This window comes from Streptomyces sp. NPDC058464 (assembly GCF_042721035.1).
Taxonomy (GTDB): Bacteria; Actinomycetota; Actinomycetes; order Streptomycetales; family Streptomycetaceae; genus Streptomyces.
This window is the reverse complement of record NZ_JBHXMA010000049.1, coordinates 69,907-83,653: the sequence shown is the minus strand read 5'-3', so window position 1 is coordinate 83,653 and position 13,747 is coordinate 69,907. Positions and strand designations below refer to the sequence as shown.

Sequence of the window (13,747 nt, the reverse complement as noted above, 5' to 3'; positions counted from 1 at the left end):
GCGGCGGGCGGCGGGCGGCGGGCGGCGGGCGGCGGGGCGTGGTTACAGGCCCGCCAAGGCCGTCGCCGTTCTGTCCAGGGCTGCCTGGGCTTCCACCGGATTTGTCGTGTTCGAGGTCAGGAAGGCGAAGGCCAGGAGGCGGCCGTCCTTGTCGACGACCGTGCCCGCGAGGGTGTTGACACCGGTCAGGGTGCCGGTCTTGGCGCGGACGACGCCCGCCGCGCCGTCCGTGTAGCGGCCGGTGAGGGTGCCGGTGAAGTGGGCCACGGGGAGGCCGGTGAGGACCGCGCGCAGGCCCGGGTGGTCGGCGTCGGCGGCCTTGACGAGGAGGGCGGTGAGGAGGTTCGCCGTCAGCCGGTCGTCGCGGTTCAGGCCGCTGCCGTCGTGGAAGGAGGCCCCGGTCATCGGCAGGCCCAGCTTGGTCAACTGGGCGCCGATCGCGGCCGCTCCCCCGTCGAAGCTGGCCGCCTTGCCGCTCGCGAGCGCGGTCTGGCGGGCCAGGGCCTCGGCGATGTCGTTGTCGCTGTTGGTCAGCATGCGCTCGACGATCGAGGACAGCGGCGGCGAGGAGACGGTGGCGAGGGTGTCGGCCCGGCTGCTCGCCTTGGAGGTGCCGGGGGACGACGTCTTGATGCCGGCGTCCGCCAGGAAGCCCGCGAACTTCCGTGCCGCGTCGGCCGCCGGGTCGCTCACCCGGGTCACGGGTCCCTCGACGGAGTCGTTGGTGCGGCCCTCGTCGGCGGTCAGGGGGCTCACGCGCGCGAGGTTGCCGTTGACGCCGATGGGGTGCAGGTCGGGGCCGGAGTAGAGGGTGGTGTCGTACGAGAGGGTGACCTGCTTGATGCCCCGCGCGGTCAGCGCCTTCGCCGTCCTGGTGGCGAGGGTGCGCAGGCTGGCCCAGCCCGCCGCGTCCTTGCGGGCGGTCAGCGTGGGGTCGCCGCCGCCGACCAGGACGACCTCCCTGGTGCCCGGTTCGAGGGCCACGCGCGTGGTGATGCGGTGGTCGGGGCCGAGGGCGGAGAGGGCGGCGACGGCGGTGGCGATCTTGGTGGTGGAGGCGGGGGTGAGGGCGGTGTCGGCGCCGGAGCCGTACAGGCGGCTGCCGGTGGCCACGTCGACGACCACGGCGGTGCGGGTGCTGCCGAGCGCCGAGGAGGCCAGCAGGGGCCCCAGGAGGTCCCTGGCGGCCGTCCCGGAGATTCCGGCGGACTTCCCGGCGGGGGCCGACTTCACGGTGTTCGTGCCGCCGCCCAGGCCCGTCAGGACGGATCCGGCGCTGGGCGCGGGGCTGGGCTCGCCGTCGGCTGTGACGGAGTGCGCACCGGAGCCGTGATCTGTGCCACCCGTCCGCTCCAGGGCGGCGGCCCGGTCCCGCTCGGCCGTACGCTGGCCGTCGGCGTCCCAGGGGCCCGCCGCGGTCACCGCACCGGCGGCCAGCGCGAGCCCGGCCGTGGCGGCGCCCGCGGTGTACTGCCAGGTCCTGAGGGTGCGGGGCCGAGGTCGAGGGGGGCGGACCAGGGTGGCCAGCCGGGGTCCCGTCGCGCGCGTGACGCGTGCGAGGTGCGGTCCCACTGCCCGCCGCAACCGCGCGACCTGCGGTTTCGTGGCGGTCGCGAGGCGGGTCAGCCGCGGTCGCACGGCGCCCGCGATCTTCCGCACACGCGGTTTCGCGGACTGCCAAGGCCTCAGCTCTGGCACGACCACCAGCCCCTTTCGCGATCACACACCTGCGTGGGGGACACTTAACCATCAGAACTATGTGTTGATCATGGAGGAGCCACCGGTGGAGTTCGACGTCACGATCGAGATCCCGAAGGGTTCGCGGAACAAGTACGAGGTGGACCACGAGACCGGTCGGATCCGCCTGGACCGTCGTCTCTTCACCTCGACCGCCTACCCGACCGACTACGGCTTCGTCGAGAACACCCTCGGCGAGGACGGCGACCCGCTGGACGCGCTGGTCATCCTGGACGAGCCCACCTTCCCGGGCTGCCTCATCAAGTGCCGCGCGATCGGCATGTTCCGGATGACCGACGAGGCCGGCGGCGACGACAAGCTGCTGTGCGTCCCGGCGACCGACCCGCGCGTGGAGCACCTGCGCGACATCCACCACGTGTCGGAGTTCGACCGCCTGGAGATCCAGCACTTCTTCGAGGTCTACAAGGACCTGGAGCCCGGCAAGTCCGTCGAGGGCGCCAACTGGGTGGGCCGCACCGACGCCGAGGTCGAGATCGAGCGGTCGTACAAGCGCTTCAAGGAGTCGGGCGGTCACTGAGACCACCCCGGCAGGCCGTAACCGGGAAACGGGCCGCACGCACGCGTGGGGCCCGTTTTTCGTGTCCGCTGTGCGGTCACGCGCATACTGAGGCCTACGTGCAGATGTCGTTCAGGGAGCGTTACGACGGTGACGGAGGCGGAGGACCGCAAGCCCCGGTCGGACGAGGCCAGGTACGACCCGGAGATCACGTCGGAGTTCGCCGTTCCGGCGGGCGTCGCGGTCCCCGAGGGCGGCGGTGAGTCCGAGTCCACGTCGGAGTTCACCGTGCCGGAGGGGCTGGTGGCGCCGCAGCCGGTGAGCGGCGGGGCGGAGGGGTCGGCGTTCAGCACGCCGAGCGCCTACAGCGCCGACGACGCCCCGGCCGCCTTCACGCCGGCCTCCGGGTTCCCCACGGTCAGCCTCGTCAAGGACGCGCCCTGGCAGGACCGGATGCGCACGATGCTGCGCATGCCGGTGACCGAGCGGCCGGCGCCGGAGCCGGTGCAGAAGGCCGAGGAGGGCGGTCCGGCCGTCCCGCGCGTGCTCGACCTGACGCTGCGCATCGGTGAGCTGCTGCTGGCGGGCGGCGAGGGCGCGGAGGACGTGGAGGCCGCGATGTTCGCGGTCTGCCGGTCGTACGGCCTCGACCGGTGCGAGCCGACCGTCACCTTCACGCTGCTGTCGATCTCGTACCAGCCCTCGCTCGTCGACGACCCGGTGACGGCGTCCCGGACGGTGCGGCGGCGCGGGACCGACTACACGCGCCTCGCGGCCGTCTTCCGGCTCGTGGACGACCTCATCGACCCCGAGACCCATGTCTCCCTGGAGGAGGCCTACCGGCGGCTCGCGGTGATCCGCCGCAACCGGCACCCGTACCCCGGCTGGGCGCTGACCGCCGCGAGCGGGCTGCTCGCGGGGGCCGCCTCCGTGCTGGTCGGCGGTGACTTCCTGGTGTTCGTGGCGGCCGCGGTCGGCGCGATGCTCGGTGACCGGCTGGCGTGGCTGTGCGCGGGGCGGGGGCTGCCGGAGTTCTACCAGTTCATGACCGCCGCGATGCCGCCGGCCGCGATCGGGATCGCGTTCTCGCTCGCCCACGTCGACGTCGCGGCGTCCGCCGTCGTCACCGGTGGACTGTTCGCGCTGCTGCCCGGGCGGGCCCTGGTCGCGAGCGTCCAGGACGGGCTCACCGGCTTCTACATCACCGCCTCCGCACGGCTGCTGGAGGTCATGTACTTCTTCGTGGGCATCGTCATCGGGGTGCTGACGGTCCTGTACTTCGGCGTGAAGCTGGGCGGCCGGCTCAACCCCGACGTGGCGCTCGACGTCTCCAAGCGGCCGCTGATCCAGATCGCCGCGTCGATGGTGCTGTCGCTGACCTTCGCGGTGCTGCTCCAGCAGGAACGATCCACCGTGCTGGCCGTGACGCTCAACGGGGGCGTCGCGTGGTCGGTCTACGGTGCGATGCACTACGCCGGGGGGATCTCGCCGGTCGCCTCCACGGCGATGGCGGCCGGGTTGGTGGGGTTGTTCGGGCAGCTGCTGTCGCGGTACCGGTTCGCGTCCGCGCTGCCGTACACGACGGCGGCGATCGGGCCGCTGCTGCCGGGGTCGGCGACCTATTTCGGGCTGCTGTCGATGGCTCAGAACGAGGTCGACAAGGGGCTGGTGTCGCTGGCCAAGGCGGCGTCGCTCGCGATGGCGATCGCCATCGGAGTCAACCTGGGGTCGGAGATCTCCCGGCTGACCCTGCGGGTGGGGTCGGCCGGGAAGCGGAGGGCCGCGAAGCGGACCAGGGGGTTCTGAGCGCCCAGTGGGGTGGGGGGCTCCGGTGGGACGGCGGGTGCGGGCGCGTGGGGGCTGATCGCGCAGTTCCCCGCGCCCCTTACGGGGCGCTTTCGCTTACGGCGCCTGGTAGTGGTCCTCGGTGTACGGGTTGTGCTGCTGGCCGTAGCCGTTCTGGTTGTAGCCGCCCTGGTCGTAGTACGGCTGCTGCTGCCCGTACTGGGGCTGCTGGCCGTACTGCTGCTGGGGCTGCGGCTGGTGCTGGTGCTGGTGCTGCTGCGGGGTGTGCGTCGGCTCGATGCGGCGGAGCTGGGTCGTCGCGTAGTCCGTCGCCTGCGGGGTCGGCTGCTGCTCCGTGCGGGCCGCCTTCTTGTCCTTCGCGCGGGCCCGCAGGAACTCGATGATGATCGGGACCACCGAGACGAGGACGATCAGGATCAGGATCGCCTCGATGTTGTTCTTGACGAAGTCGATCTTGCCGAGCCAGGAGCCGAGCAGGGTGACGCCGGCGCCCCACATGACGCCGCCGATGACGTTGAAGGTGAGGAACGAGCGGTACGCCATGCCGCTGACGCCGGCGATGATCGGCGTGAACGTGCGGATCACCGGCACGAAGCGGGCCAGGATCAGGGACTTCGGGCCGTGCTTCTCGAAGAACTCGTGCGCCTTGGTGACGTTCTCCTGCTTGAAGATGCGGGAGTCAGGGCGGTTGAAGAGCGACGGGCCGACCTTCTTTCCGAACATGTAGCCCGCCTGGTCACCGAGGATCGCGGCGACACAGATCAGGGCGACGGCGCCCCACAGCGGGAAGTCCAGCTGGTTCGAGGTGATCAGCAGGCCGCAGGTGAAGAGGAGCGAGTCGCCCGGGAGGAAGAAGCCGATCAGGAGGCCGGACTCGGCGAAGACCACCAGGAGCAGGCCCCAGATACCGAACGAGTCGAGAAGTTGGTTCGGGTCCAGCCAGCTCGGGCCGAGGGCGAGCGTCATCACGGTTCCGGGCTCCTGAGGGGGGAAGGCACGTCGGTTTCCTTGTGCGGGCGCACAAAGCTATCAACGTAATGTGTCCGCCCCAGGTTCCACCGGTGGAACCTGGATGGACTGTGCCCGGCCTGGGGAATGGCTGTGGACATGGGTATCGAAGAGTACGGCGGCGGTCAGGGACCGCAGGCCGATGTGCTGGTCGTCACCACGAACGACGTTCCCGGGTACCGGGTGCGGGAGGTCATCGGCGAGGTCTTCGGACTGACCGTGCGCTCCCGGCACCTGGGCAGTCAGATCGGCGCGGGACTGAAGTCGATGATCGGCGGTGAGCTGAAGGGGCTGACGAAGACGCTCGTCCAGACCCGGAACCAGGCCATGGAGCGGCTGATCGAGCAGGCACGCGCGCGTGGTGCCAACGCCGTGCTGGCCTTCCGGTTCGACGTGACCGAGGCGGCGGACACGGGGACCGAGGTCTGCGCGTACGGCACCGCCGTCGTCCTCGACAAGGAGTAGGACCGGCCTCAGAAGACGGTCACACCGGGTGCCGGGCCGCGTTCGCCTCGATCGCCTCCTTGAGGTGCGCGGCCAGGCCCGGGGCCATCGCGTCGTAGAAGGCCTTGAAGCGCTCGTCGGAGACGTACATCGCGGCGAGGCAGCGGTGCATCTCGTGCGGGCAGTCGTAGAACCAGAGCGAGATGTGCCGCCGGTGTTCCTCGGCCATGTCCATGGCCTGTTCGCCGGTCGGCGGCTCGGCCGCGTTCACCAGAGCGGCGTAACGCGCGCTCCAGTCGTCGACCTCGGCCTTCATGCGCTGCCAGTCGCCCTTGGTGTAGCGGGCGGCCCGGCGCTGCGACTCGGCGTAGGCCTCGGTGCCGCCCCAGCGCTGCTCGGCCTCCTCGGCGTACTGCTCGGGGTCCTTGTCGCCGAAGACCTCGAAGCGTTCCTCGGGGGTGAGGTTGATGCCCATCCTGCGTGCCTCCATGGCGTGTTCCACGGCCTCGGCCATCTTCTGCAGCCGCTCGATCCGCGCGGTCAGCAGTTCGTGCTGCCGGCGCAGGTGCGCGCGGGGGTCTGCCTTTCCGGTGGCCTGCTCGTCGAGCAGGGCCGCGATCTCGTCGAGCGGGAAGCCGAGCTCCCGGTAGAACAGGATCTTCTGGAGCCGGTCGAGGTCGGTGTCGCCGTAGCGCCGGTGGCCGGCGTGGCTGCGCTCGCCCGGGACCAGCAGGCCGATCTCGTCGTAGTGGTGCAGGGTGCGCACGGTGACGCCGGCGAATCCGGCGACCTGTCCCACCGAGTAGCTCATGTCCGCTCCTTTCCGCGCTCCACCCTGGGTCCTCACGTCACGTGAGGTGCAAGCCCGTTGCGATCGGCGACCTTCGGGTCGGCGACCTTCGGGTCGGCGACCTTCGGGTCGGCGACCTTCGGGATGTTGTGTCGGTTTTGCCCGCTTATCGTGAGCCCGTGGCCCAGGACACCGCGCAGCAGGCGCTCCCCACCCCGCCCGCGGCTCCCGCGCGTGCCCTGCTGCCGCTGATCCTGCCCGCACTCGTCGTCGGCGTCTGCAGCAGTCTGCTGTTCATGCTGGTGAGCTCGCTGGCCGAGCGGTTGCAGCACGTGCTGTGGAACAGCCTGCCGGACGCGCTCGGCATCGGGCGGTACTCGGTGCTGTGGATGCTGGTGATGCTCACGGCGACCGGGATCGCGGTGGGGCTGGTGGTGTGGAAGGTGCCCGGGCACGCGGGGCCCGATCCGGCCACCCTGGGCCTGGAGGCGGTGGCGCTGCCGCCGGCCGTGCTGCCGGGGCTGGTGCTGGCGACCGTGCTGATGCTGGCGGGCGGACCGAGCCTCGGTCCGGAGAACCCGCTCATCGCCGTGAACGTCGGGCTCGCGCTGTGGCTGGGGCGGCTCGCGATGCCCCGGCTACCGGGCTCGCTGTGGCCCGCGCTGGCCGACGCGGCGACGCTCGGCGCCCTGTTCGGGACGCCGGTGGCGGCGGCCCTGGTGATCTCCGAGGCGCTGGCCGGGAAGCCGCTGAAAGGGGCGCTGTGGGACAACCTCTTCGGACCGCTGATGGCCGCGGGGGCGGGCGCGATGACGACCGCTCTGGTGTCCCGTCCGACCCTGGACCTCGGGCTGCCCCCGCTCGGCCACCCGCACTGGCCGGACCAGGTGGCGGCCCTGGTGGTCGCCTCCGCGGCCGCGGTGCTCGGCATGTGCGCCGTGTACGCCTTCCCCTACGTCCACGGGACCTTCCGGCGCCTCGGGCACCCCATGGTGGCCCTGCCGGCCGGCGGGCTGGTGCTGGGCCTTCTGGGGGCGCTGGGCGGCCCGCTGACGCTCTTCAAGGGGCTGGACGAGGTCGCGGAACTGGCGAAGGACCCGGAGGGCTGGTCGGCCGGGCAGTTCGCGGTGATGACGGTCGTCAAGCTGACCGCCCTGCTGGTGGCCGCCGCCTGTGGTTTCCGCGGTGGCCGGATCTTTCCGTCGGTGTTCATCGGCGCCGCCCTCGGGCTGTGCGCCCACGCCCTGGTGCCCGCGGTCCAGCCCTCGGTGGGCGTGGCGGCGGGCGTGCTGGGCATGCTGTTGGCGATCACCCGCCAGGGCTGGGTGAGCCTGTTCACGGCCGCGGTGCTGGTGGCCTCGCCGAGCATCATCGCGTTGCTGTGCGTCGCGTCGCTGCCCGCGTGGTTGTTGGTTACCGGGCGGCCGAGAATGCAGTTGCGGGCGGACGGTACGGCCCTGCGCTGATCCTTGTGAATTCCCTCGTGTCGTTCATGTCGTCCAGGAGGCACTCCTCATGCCGCTGCACAAAGGTTCCCAGAAGCACCAAGAGCGACCCATGTCCGTCAACCCGTTCTTCGGTGAGGCGAACCCGGTCGCCGGCATGGCCGAGGCCCCGCCCACGCACCGGCTGCCGGACGGCCCGCTGCCGCCCATGACCGCCTATCAGCTGGTGCGCGACGAGCTGATGCTGGACGGCAACGCCCGGCTGAATCTGGCCACTTTCGTCACCACGTGGATGGAGCCCCAGGCCGGGGTCCTGATGGCGGAGTGCGACGACAAGAACATGATCGACAAGGACGAGTACCCGCGCACCGCCGAGTTGGAGCGGCGCTGTGTGGCGATGCTCGCCGACCTGTGGAACGCGCCGGACCCGGCCAACACCATCGGCTGTTCGACGACCGGCTCCAGCGAGGCCTGCATGCTGGCCGGGATGGCCCTGAAGCGGCGCTGGATGAAGCGCAGCACCGACCGCTACCCGGGCAGCGCCCGCCCGAATCTGATCATGGGCATCAACGTCCAGGTCTGCTGGGAGAAGTTCTGCAACTTCTGGGAGGTGGAGCCCCGGTTCGTGCCCATGGAGGGCGACCGCTACCACCTGGACGCGCAGGCCGCCGCCGACCTCTGCGACGAGAACACCATCGGGGTCGTCGCCATCCTCGGCTCCACCTTCGACGGGTCCTACGAGCCGGTCGCCGACCTGTGCGCGGCCCTGGACGTCCTCCAGGAACGCACCGGCATCGACGTCCCGGTCCACGTGGACGGCGCGTCCGGCGGGATGATCGCGCCCTTCCTCGACGAGGACCTGGTGTGGGACTTCCGGCTGCCGCGCGTGGCGTCGATCAACACCTCGGGGCACAAGTACGGGCTGGTCTACCCGGGTGTCGGCTGGGCGCTGTGGCGGGAGAAGGAGGCGCTGCCCGAGGAGCTGGTCTTCCGGGTCAACTACCTGGGCGGCGACATGCCCACCTTCGCCCTCAACTTCTCCCGCCCCGGCGCCCAGGTGGTCGCGCAGTACTACACGTTCCTGCGCCTCGGCCGGGACGGCTACCGCGCGGTGCAGCAGGCGTCCCGGGACGTGGCGACCGGGCTCGCCGAACGCGTCGAGGCGCTCGGCGACTTCCGGCTGCTGACCCGGGGCGACGAGCTGCCCGTGTTCGCCTTCACCACCGCGGACCACGTGACGGCGTACGACGTCTTCGACGTGTCCCGGCGGCTGCGCGAGAACGGCTGGCTGGTGCCGGCGTACACGTTCCCGGCGAACCGGGAGGACCTGTCCGTGCTCCGGGTGGTGTGCCGCAACGGCTTCTCGAAGGACCTGGCGGACCTGTTCGTCGAGGACCTGTCCCGGCTGCTGCCGGAACTGCGCCGGCAGCCGCATCCGCTGACCCACGACAAGGGGGCGGCCACCAGCTTCCACCACTGAGCTCCGCTGGAGGTGCCGATGTGCGATGTGCCGTATGTCGTCTGCGGCGGCGTCGTGGCTGATCGCGCAGTTCCCCGCGCCCCTTTCAGGGGCGCTGCCAGGGCGGCGCTGCCAGGCTAGGAACCCTGCTCCAGCGCCACCAGTTCGAAGGCCGTCTTGCCGTCCAGGGACTCGCGGACGATGTCGGCGTGGCCCGCGTGGCGGGCGGTCTCGCGGATCAGGTGGAGGCAGACCCAGCGCATGGAGACGCTGCCCTCCGGGAACCAGGGGGCCTCGGGAAGCGGGAAGGTGTCGTCGAGGCTGGGGACCGAGCGGATGAACTTCTCGGTCTCGGCGGCGACCTGCTCCCAGTACGCCAGCTGGGAGGCCACCGTCTCGTCGCCGACCAGCTGGAAGGTCTCGTGCCAGTTCGACTGGTCGCGCTCGAGCGCCGGCGGCTCCTGCCTGGCGCGGGCGATCCAGCTCTGCTCGACCTCGGCGCAGTGCTTGAGCAGACCCGCCAGGGACAGTTCGCTCGCGCTGGGCTTGCTCGCCGCCTGCTCGTCGGTGAGGCCGAGCAGCGCCCGGCGGATGCCGCCGCGCTGCTCCTCGATGAAGGAGAGCAGTGCTCCGCGCTCGTCGCCCTGTGCTTCCGCGGGAACGTGAGTGACCATGACCGGCCGCCTTTCCTCGGGTTCGGGTGGTGTTTCCCTGACACGACCGAAGCTACGGGCCCTTTAGGACAGATCGCGTCCTAAAGGGCCCGGGGCAGCCGAGATGGTCCGACGGGCTTCTAGAACGGGAAGCCGCTCCGGCCGTGCTGTACCGAGATCCACTTCAGGGTGGTGAAGGACTCCACGGTCGTCTCGCCGTTGAGGCGGCCGATCCCGGAGTGCTTCTCGCCGCCGAAGGGGACGACGGGCTCGTCGTGGACGGTGCCGTCGTTGACGTGGAACATCCCGGTGTCGATCTGCTTGGCGAAGGCCACGCCCCGCTCGACGTCGCCGGTGTGGACGGCGCCGCTGAGGCCGTAGGGGGTGTCGTTGACCAGGCGTACGGCCTCCTCCTCGCCGTCGAACGGGATGAGGAAGGCGACCGGGCCGAAGACCTCCTGCCGGAGCAGGTCGGAGTCGGCCGGGACACCGGTGAGGACCGAGGGCTCGACCAGGTTGTCGGTGGTCGTGCCGTGCAGCAGGGCCGTGGCGCCCTCGGCGACGGCCTGCTCGACCGTGGCCGAAATCGACTCCGCCTGCTGGGAGTTGATCAGCGGGCCGATGACGGTCTGCGGGTCGCTGGGGTCACCGGCCTTGAGGGTCTTCACCTTGGCGACGAACTTCTCGGTGAACTCGTCCGCGATCGAGCGGTCCACCAGGACGCGGTTGGCGGCCATGCAGACCTGGCCCTGGTGGACGTACCGGCTGAAGACCGCGGCGTCGACCGCGTAGTCGATGTCGGCGTCGTCGAGGACCACGATCGCGCTGTTGCCGCCCAGTTCGAGCACCGTGCGCTTGAAGAGCGAGGCGCAGACGGTGGCCACGTGCCGGCCGACCTTGTCGGAGCCGGTGAAGGAGATGACCTTCGGGACCGGGTGCTCGATGAAGGCGTCGCCGATCTCGGCGATGTCCGTGACGACGACGTTGAGCAGGCCGGCGGGCAGGCCCGCGTCCTCGAAGATCTTCGCGACCAGGGTGCCGCCGACGATCGGGGTGTTCTGGTGCGGCTTGAGGACCACGCCGTTGCCGAGCGCGAGGGCCGGTGCGACCGACTTGATCGACAGCAGGAAGGGGAAGTTGAAGGGGCTGATCACGCCCACGACGCCGACCGGCACGCGGTAGACGCGGTTCTCCTTGCCGTCCACCGGGGAGGGCAGGATCCTGCCCTCGGGGCGCAGCGCCCACTGGATCGACTCGCGCAGGAACTCCTTGGCGAGGTGCAGCTCGAAGGCGGCCTTCAGATGCGTGCCGCCGAGCTCGGCGATGATCGCCTCGGTGATCTCGGCGTCGCGCTCCTCGATGAGGCGCAGGGCCTTCTCGAAGACGGCGCGGCGGGTGTAGGGGTTGGTGGCGGCCCACTGCTTCTGGGCACGCGCGGCGGCCCGGTAGGCCTCATCTATCTCCTCGACCGCGGCTATCGTGATCGACGCGAGCTTCTCACCGTCGTACGGGTTGAAGTCGATGATGTCCCAGGAACCGGTCCCCGGGCGCCACTCACCGTCGATGTACTGCTGGGCCAGGTCGGTGAAATAGGACGACATGTGATCCCTCGATCCCCTGCTGCGACGGCAGTCGATGCGGACACCCGGTCCACATCCACATCACGGTCTGATCACGCGTCATCGTACTTGCGTGACAGGGCAGTTGGGGCATCAGTTCGATGATCTAGGGGAATCCCCAGGTGCATCGATATATCTACGACAGCTGGAGCAGCCCGCGCAGCAGGTCCCGGCTCTCGTCCGGTCCCGGGCTGTCCTGCTGGAGTTCCTTCAGGGCCTGCTCGTACTGGGCGACGTCCTCGCGCTTGTCGAGGTAGAGGGCGCTGGTGAGCTGCTCCAGGTAGACCACGTCGGACAGGTCCGACTCGGGGAAGCTGAGGACGGTGAACGAGCCGCCCTCCCCGGAGTGCCCGCCGAAGCTGAACGGCATGATCTGCAGCCGCACGTTGGAGCGCTCGGAGATCTCGACGAGGTGCTGGAGCTGACCGCGCATCACCCCGCGGTCGCCGTAGGGCCGGCGCAGGGCGGCCTCGTCGAGGACGATGTGGAAGTCGGGGGCGTTTTCGGCCACCAGGTACTTCTGCCGCTCCATGCGGAGCGTGACCCGGCGCTCGACGTCGGCCTCGCTGGCCCCCTTCATACCGCGCCGCACCACGGCGCGCGCGTAGTCCTCGGTCTGGAGGAGGCCGTGGACGAACTGCACCTCGTAGGCGCGGATCAGGTGCGCCGCGCCCTCCAGGCCGACATAGGTGGGGAACCAGGTCGGCAGGACGTCCGAGTAACTGTGCCACCAGCCGGCCACGTTGGCCTCGCGGGCGAGGGAGATGAGCTGCTGGCGCTCGGCCTCGTCGGTGATGCCGTACAGCGTCAGCAGGTCTTCCACGTCCCTCGTCTTGAAGCTCACCCGGCCCAGCTCCATGCGGCTGATCTTCGATTCGGAGGCACGGATCGAGTACCCCGCGGCCTCGCGGGTGATCCCCCGGGCCTCGCGCAGCCGCCTGAGTTGCGAGCCGAGCAGCATTCGCCGCACCACCGATCCGGGCTCTCCCGCGCTCACGTTCGCCAGCCTCCCCAACCGTCTTCAGGGCCCGCAGTCTGCCACTAAAACACTTCGAGCAGTACTCGTCCGGTTACGGAAACGGAAAGCGGCCAAAGTTTAAGCACAGGAAGTTGCAAGCAGGTAGTGAGCCAAGGACGGGAAGTTGGCGGAAAAAATGGCCAACAAGCGGTACGGGAGGGTCCAATTCGGTCGCGTGCACGTGCATCTGCCCTTGCATCTGCTGTGCGCATCCGAAACCATGGTCCCGCGCCACCGCTGCATCGCAACGACCGCGAATTCCCGGGAGTGCCTCGCATGGGGACGAATGGATCGACCATGCTCAAGCCATTACGGCAGGGCCTTCCGCCGCTTGATCCCGCGGCCGTGTCCAACGCCGCCTCCTGTGCTCTGCCCGCCCGCTACGAAGCGGTGCGCGAAGCCCGTCAGTTCACCCGGAGAACGCTCGGCCAGTGGGACGTCGGCGACCGCTTCGACGACGTCTGCCTCGTCGTCTCGGAGCTCGTCACCAACGCTCTGCGGCACGCGGTGCCCGGCGAGACCGACTGCCTCGCCGCGCCGCACGGGCCGGCGGTGCGGCTGCACCTGATGCGGTGGACCGGACGGCTGGTGTGCGCGGTGCGCGACCCCAGCCACGAGACACCCGTCCCCCGCGACTCCGAGGACTTCGCGGCGGAGTCGGGACGCGGGCTGTTCCTGGTCGACTCCTTCAGTGACAGCTGGGGCTGGCACCCGCTGGCGGGCACCCTCCACGGCAAGGTCGTGTGGGCACTGTTCCGGCTGCAGTCCGCCGAATGACGGAACCGGCGTCTTCGGACGCCGGGTTTCTACGCGCGTTACCGAGCGTTGTGCGCCGAACGCACCGGGTTGCCCCGGATGTGACCGCCGTCAGCTCGTGATCAGGTGGTCGAACTCGCCGTCCTTGACACCGAGGAGCATCGCCTCGATCTCGGCGCGCGTGTAGACGAGTGCCGGCCCGTCCGGGAAGCGCGAGTTGCGGACCGCCACGTCGCCGCCCGGCAGCCGGGCGAACTCCACGCAGGAACCCTGCGAGTTGCTGTGCCTGCTCTTCTGCCAGGCCACTCCGTCCAGCTGCGTGGCAGCCATGCCGTTGTACACGTCAAACCCCCCGTACACGCCGTCAACGTCGAGGTTCACAGGTCGCTCCCCGGTGGTGCACTAACTGGCTGATGTGACCATTGATGCAGCGGTCAACTGACCCGGATCATAACCTTGTTCACGTGCAGATGCATGAGCAGATGCACGTGCACG

Annotated in this window: 13 protein-coding genes; 6 read left to right on the top strand and 7 right to left on the bottom strand. The window is 70.1% G+C overall.

The genetic code is table 11. From position 1 onward, the window contains the following. Positions 1-42 precede the first annotated feature (42 nt). Positions 43-1,659, bottom strand: coding sequence for a D-alanyl-D-alanine carboxypeptidase/D-alanyl-D-alanine-endopeptidase (gene dacB, locus ACFWPQ_RS43295; protein WP_384048074.1), 1,617 nt, complete (start codon positions 1,657-1,659; stop codon positions 43-45). A gap of 124 nt (positions 1,660-1,783) precedes the next feature. Between dacB and ACFWPQ_RS43290 the strand changes: the two genes are divergently transcribed. Further along, positions 1,784-2,275: an inorganic diphosphatase gene (locus ACFWPQ_RS43290; protein ID WP_089099927.1), complete on the top strand. Its 492-nt coding sequence runs from the start codon at positions 1,784-1,786 to the stop codon at positions 2,273-2,275. A gap of 129 nt (positions 2,276-2,404) precedes the next feature. After that, positions 2,405-4,060 carry a threonine/serine exporter ThrE family protein gene (locus ACFWPQ_RS43285; protein WP_384048071.1) on the top strand — a complete coding sequence of 552 codons (1,656 nt, stop codon included), beginning with the start codon at positions 2,405-2,407 and terminating at the stop codon, positions 4,058-4,060. 96 nt (positions 4,061-4,156) lie between these two features. Here the strand turns inward: ACFWPQ_RS43285 and ACFWPQ_RS43280 are convergent, their stop codons facing one another. Continuing rightward, a complete protein-coding gene (locus tag ACFWPQ_RS43280) occupies positions 4,157-5,026 on the bottom strand; it encodes a DedA family protein (protein ID WP_384048083.1) in 870 nt (289 codons plus the stop codon). A gap of 141 nt (positions 5,027-5,167) precedes the next feature. Here ACFWPQ_RS43280 and ACFWPQ_RS43275 point away from each other — a divergent pair, with 141 nt between their 5' ends. Further along, positions 5,168-5,533 (top strand): YbjQ family protein, encoded by a 366-nt coding sequence (locus ACFWPQ_RS43275; protein ID WP_361285995.1) that lies wholly within the window; start codon positions 5,168-5,170, stop codon positions 5,531-5,533. A gap of 19 nt (positions 5,534-5,552) precedes the next feature. Here ACFWPQ_RS43275 and ACFWPQ_RS43270 read toward each other — a convergent pair whose 3' ends face one another. Beyond that, positions 5,553-6,323, bottom strand: coding sequence for a MerR family transcriptional regulator (locus ACFWPQ_RS43270; RefSeq protein WP_384048067.1), 771 nt, complete (start codon positions 6,321-6,323; stop codon positions 5,553-5,555). A 158-nt stretch (positions 6,324-6,481) separates the two neighbouring features. Between ACFWPQ_RS43270 and ACFWPQ_RS43265 the strand changes: the two genes are divergently transcribed. Beyond that, positions 6,482-7,768, top strand: a complete 1,287-nt coding sequence (locus ACFWPQ_RS43265) for an ion channel protein (protein WP_384048064.1) — start codon at positions 6,482-6,484, stop codon at positions 7,766-7,768. Between the two features lie 49 nt (positions 7,769-7,817). Then, entirely contained in the window at positions 7,818-9,227 is a 1,410-nt protein-coding gene (locus tag ACFWPQ_RS43260) for a glutamate decarboxylase (protein WP_384048061.1), read from the top strand. Between the two features lie 116 nt (positions 9,228-9,343). Here ACFWPQ_RS43260 and ACFWPQ_RS43255 read toward each other — a convergent pair whose 3' ends face one another. The 3 genes from ACFWPQ_RS43255 to ACFWPQ_RS43245 all read right to left on the bottom strand — a co-directional run bounded on the left by ACFWPQ_RS43255 (position 9,344) and on the right by ACFWPQ_RS43245 (position 12,439). Further along, complete coding sequence (locus ACFWPQ_RS43255) at positions 9,344-9,880, bottom strand: DinB family protein (protein ID WP_384048058.1); 537 nt, start codon at positions 9,878-9,880, stop codon at positions 9,344-9,346. A 119-nt stretch (positions 9,881-9,999) separates the two neighbouring features. Continuing rightward, the gene (locus ACFWPQ_RS43250) at positions 10,000-11,460 is read right to left on the bottom strand and encodes an aldehyde dehydrogenase family protein (RefSeq protein WP_384048055.1); all 1,461 of its coding nucleotides are present in this window, start codon (positions 11,458-11,460) and stop codon (positions 10,000-10,002) included. Between the two features lie 154 nt (positions 11,461-11,614). Then, positions 11,615-12,439: a helix-turn-helix transcriptional regulator gene (locus ACFWPQ_RS43245; RefSeq protein ID WP_361286697.1), complete on the bottom strand. Its 825-nt coding sequence runs from the start codon at positions 12,437-12,439 to the stop codon at positions 11,615-11,617. A gap of 354 nt (positions 12,440-12,793) precedes the next feature. Here ACFWPQ_RS43245 and ACFWPQ_RS43240 point away from each other — a divergent pair, with 354 nt between their 5' ends. Continuing rightward, complete coding sequence (locus ACFWPQ_RS43240; RefSeq protein ID WP_384048052.1) at positions 12,794-13,273, top strand: ATP-binding protein; 480 nt, start codon at positions 12,794-12,796, stop codon at positions 13,271-13,273. Positions 13,274-13,363: 90 nt separating this feature from the next. On the opposite strand, the gene ACFWPQ_RS43235 is transcribed toward ACFWPQ_RS43240, so the two are convergent. Then, positions 13,364-13,582: a DUF397 domain-containing protein gene (locus ACFWPQ_RS43235; protein WP_089100703.1), complete on the bottom strand. Its 219-nt coding sequence runs from the start codon at positions 13,580-13,582 to the stop codon at positions 13,364-13,366. Positions 13,583-13,747: the final 165 nt, after the last annotated feature.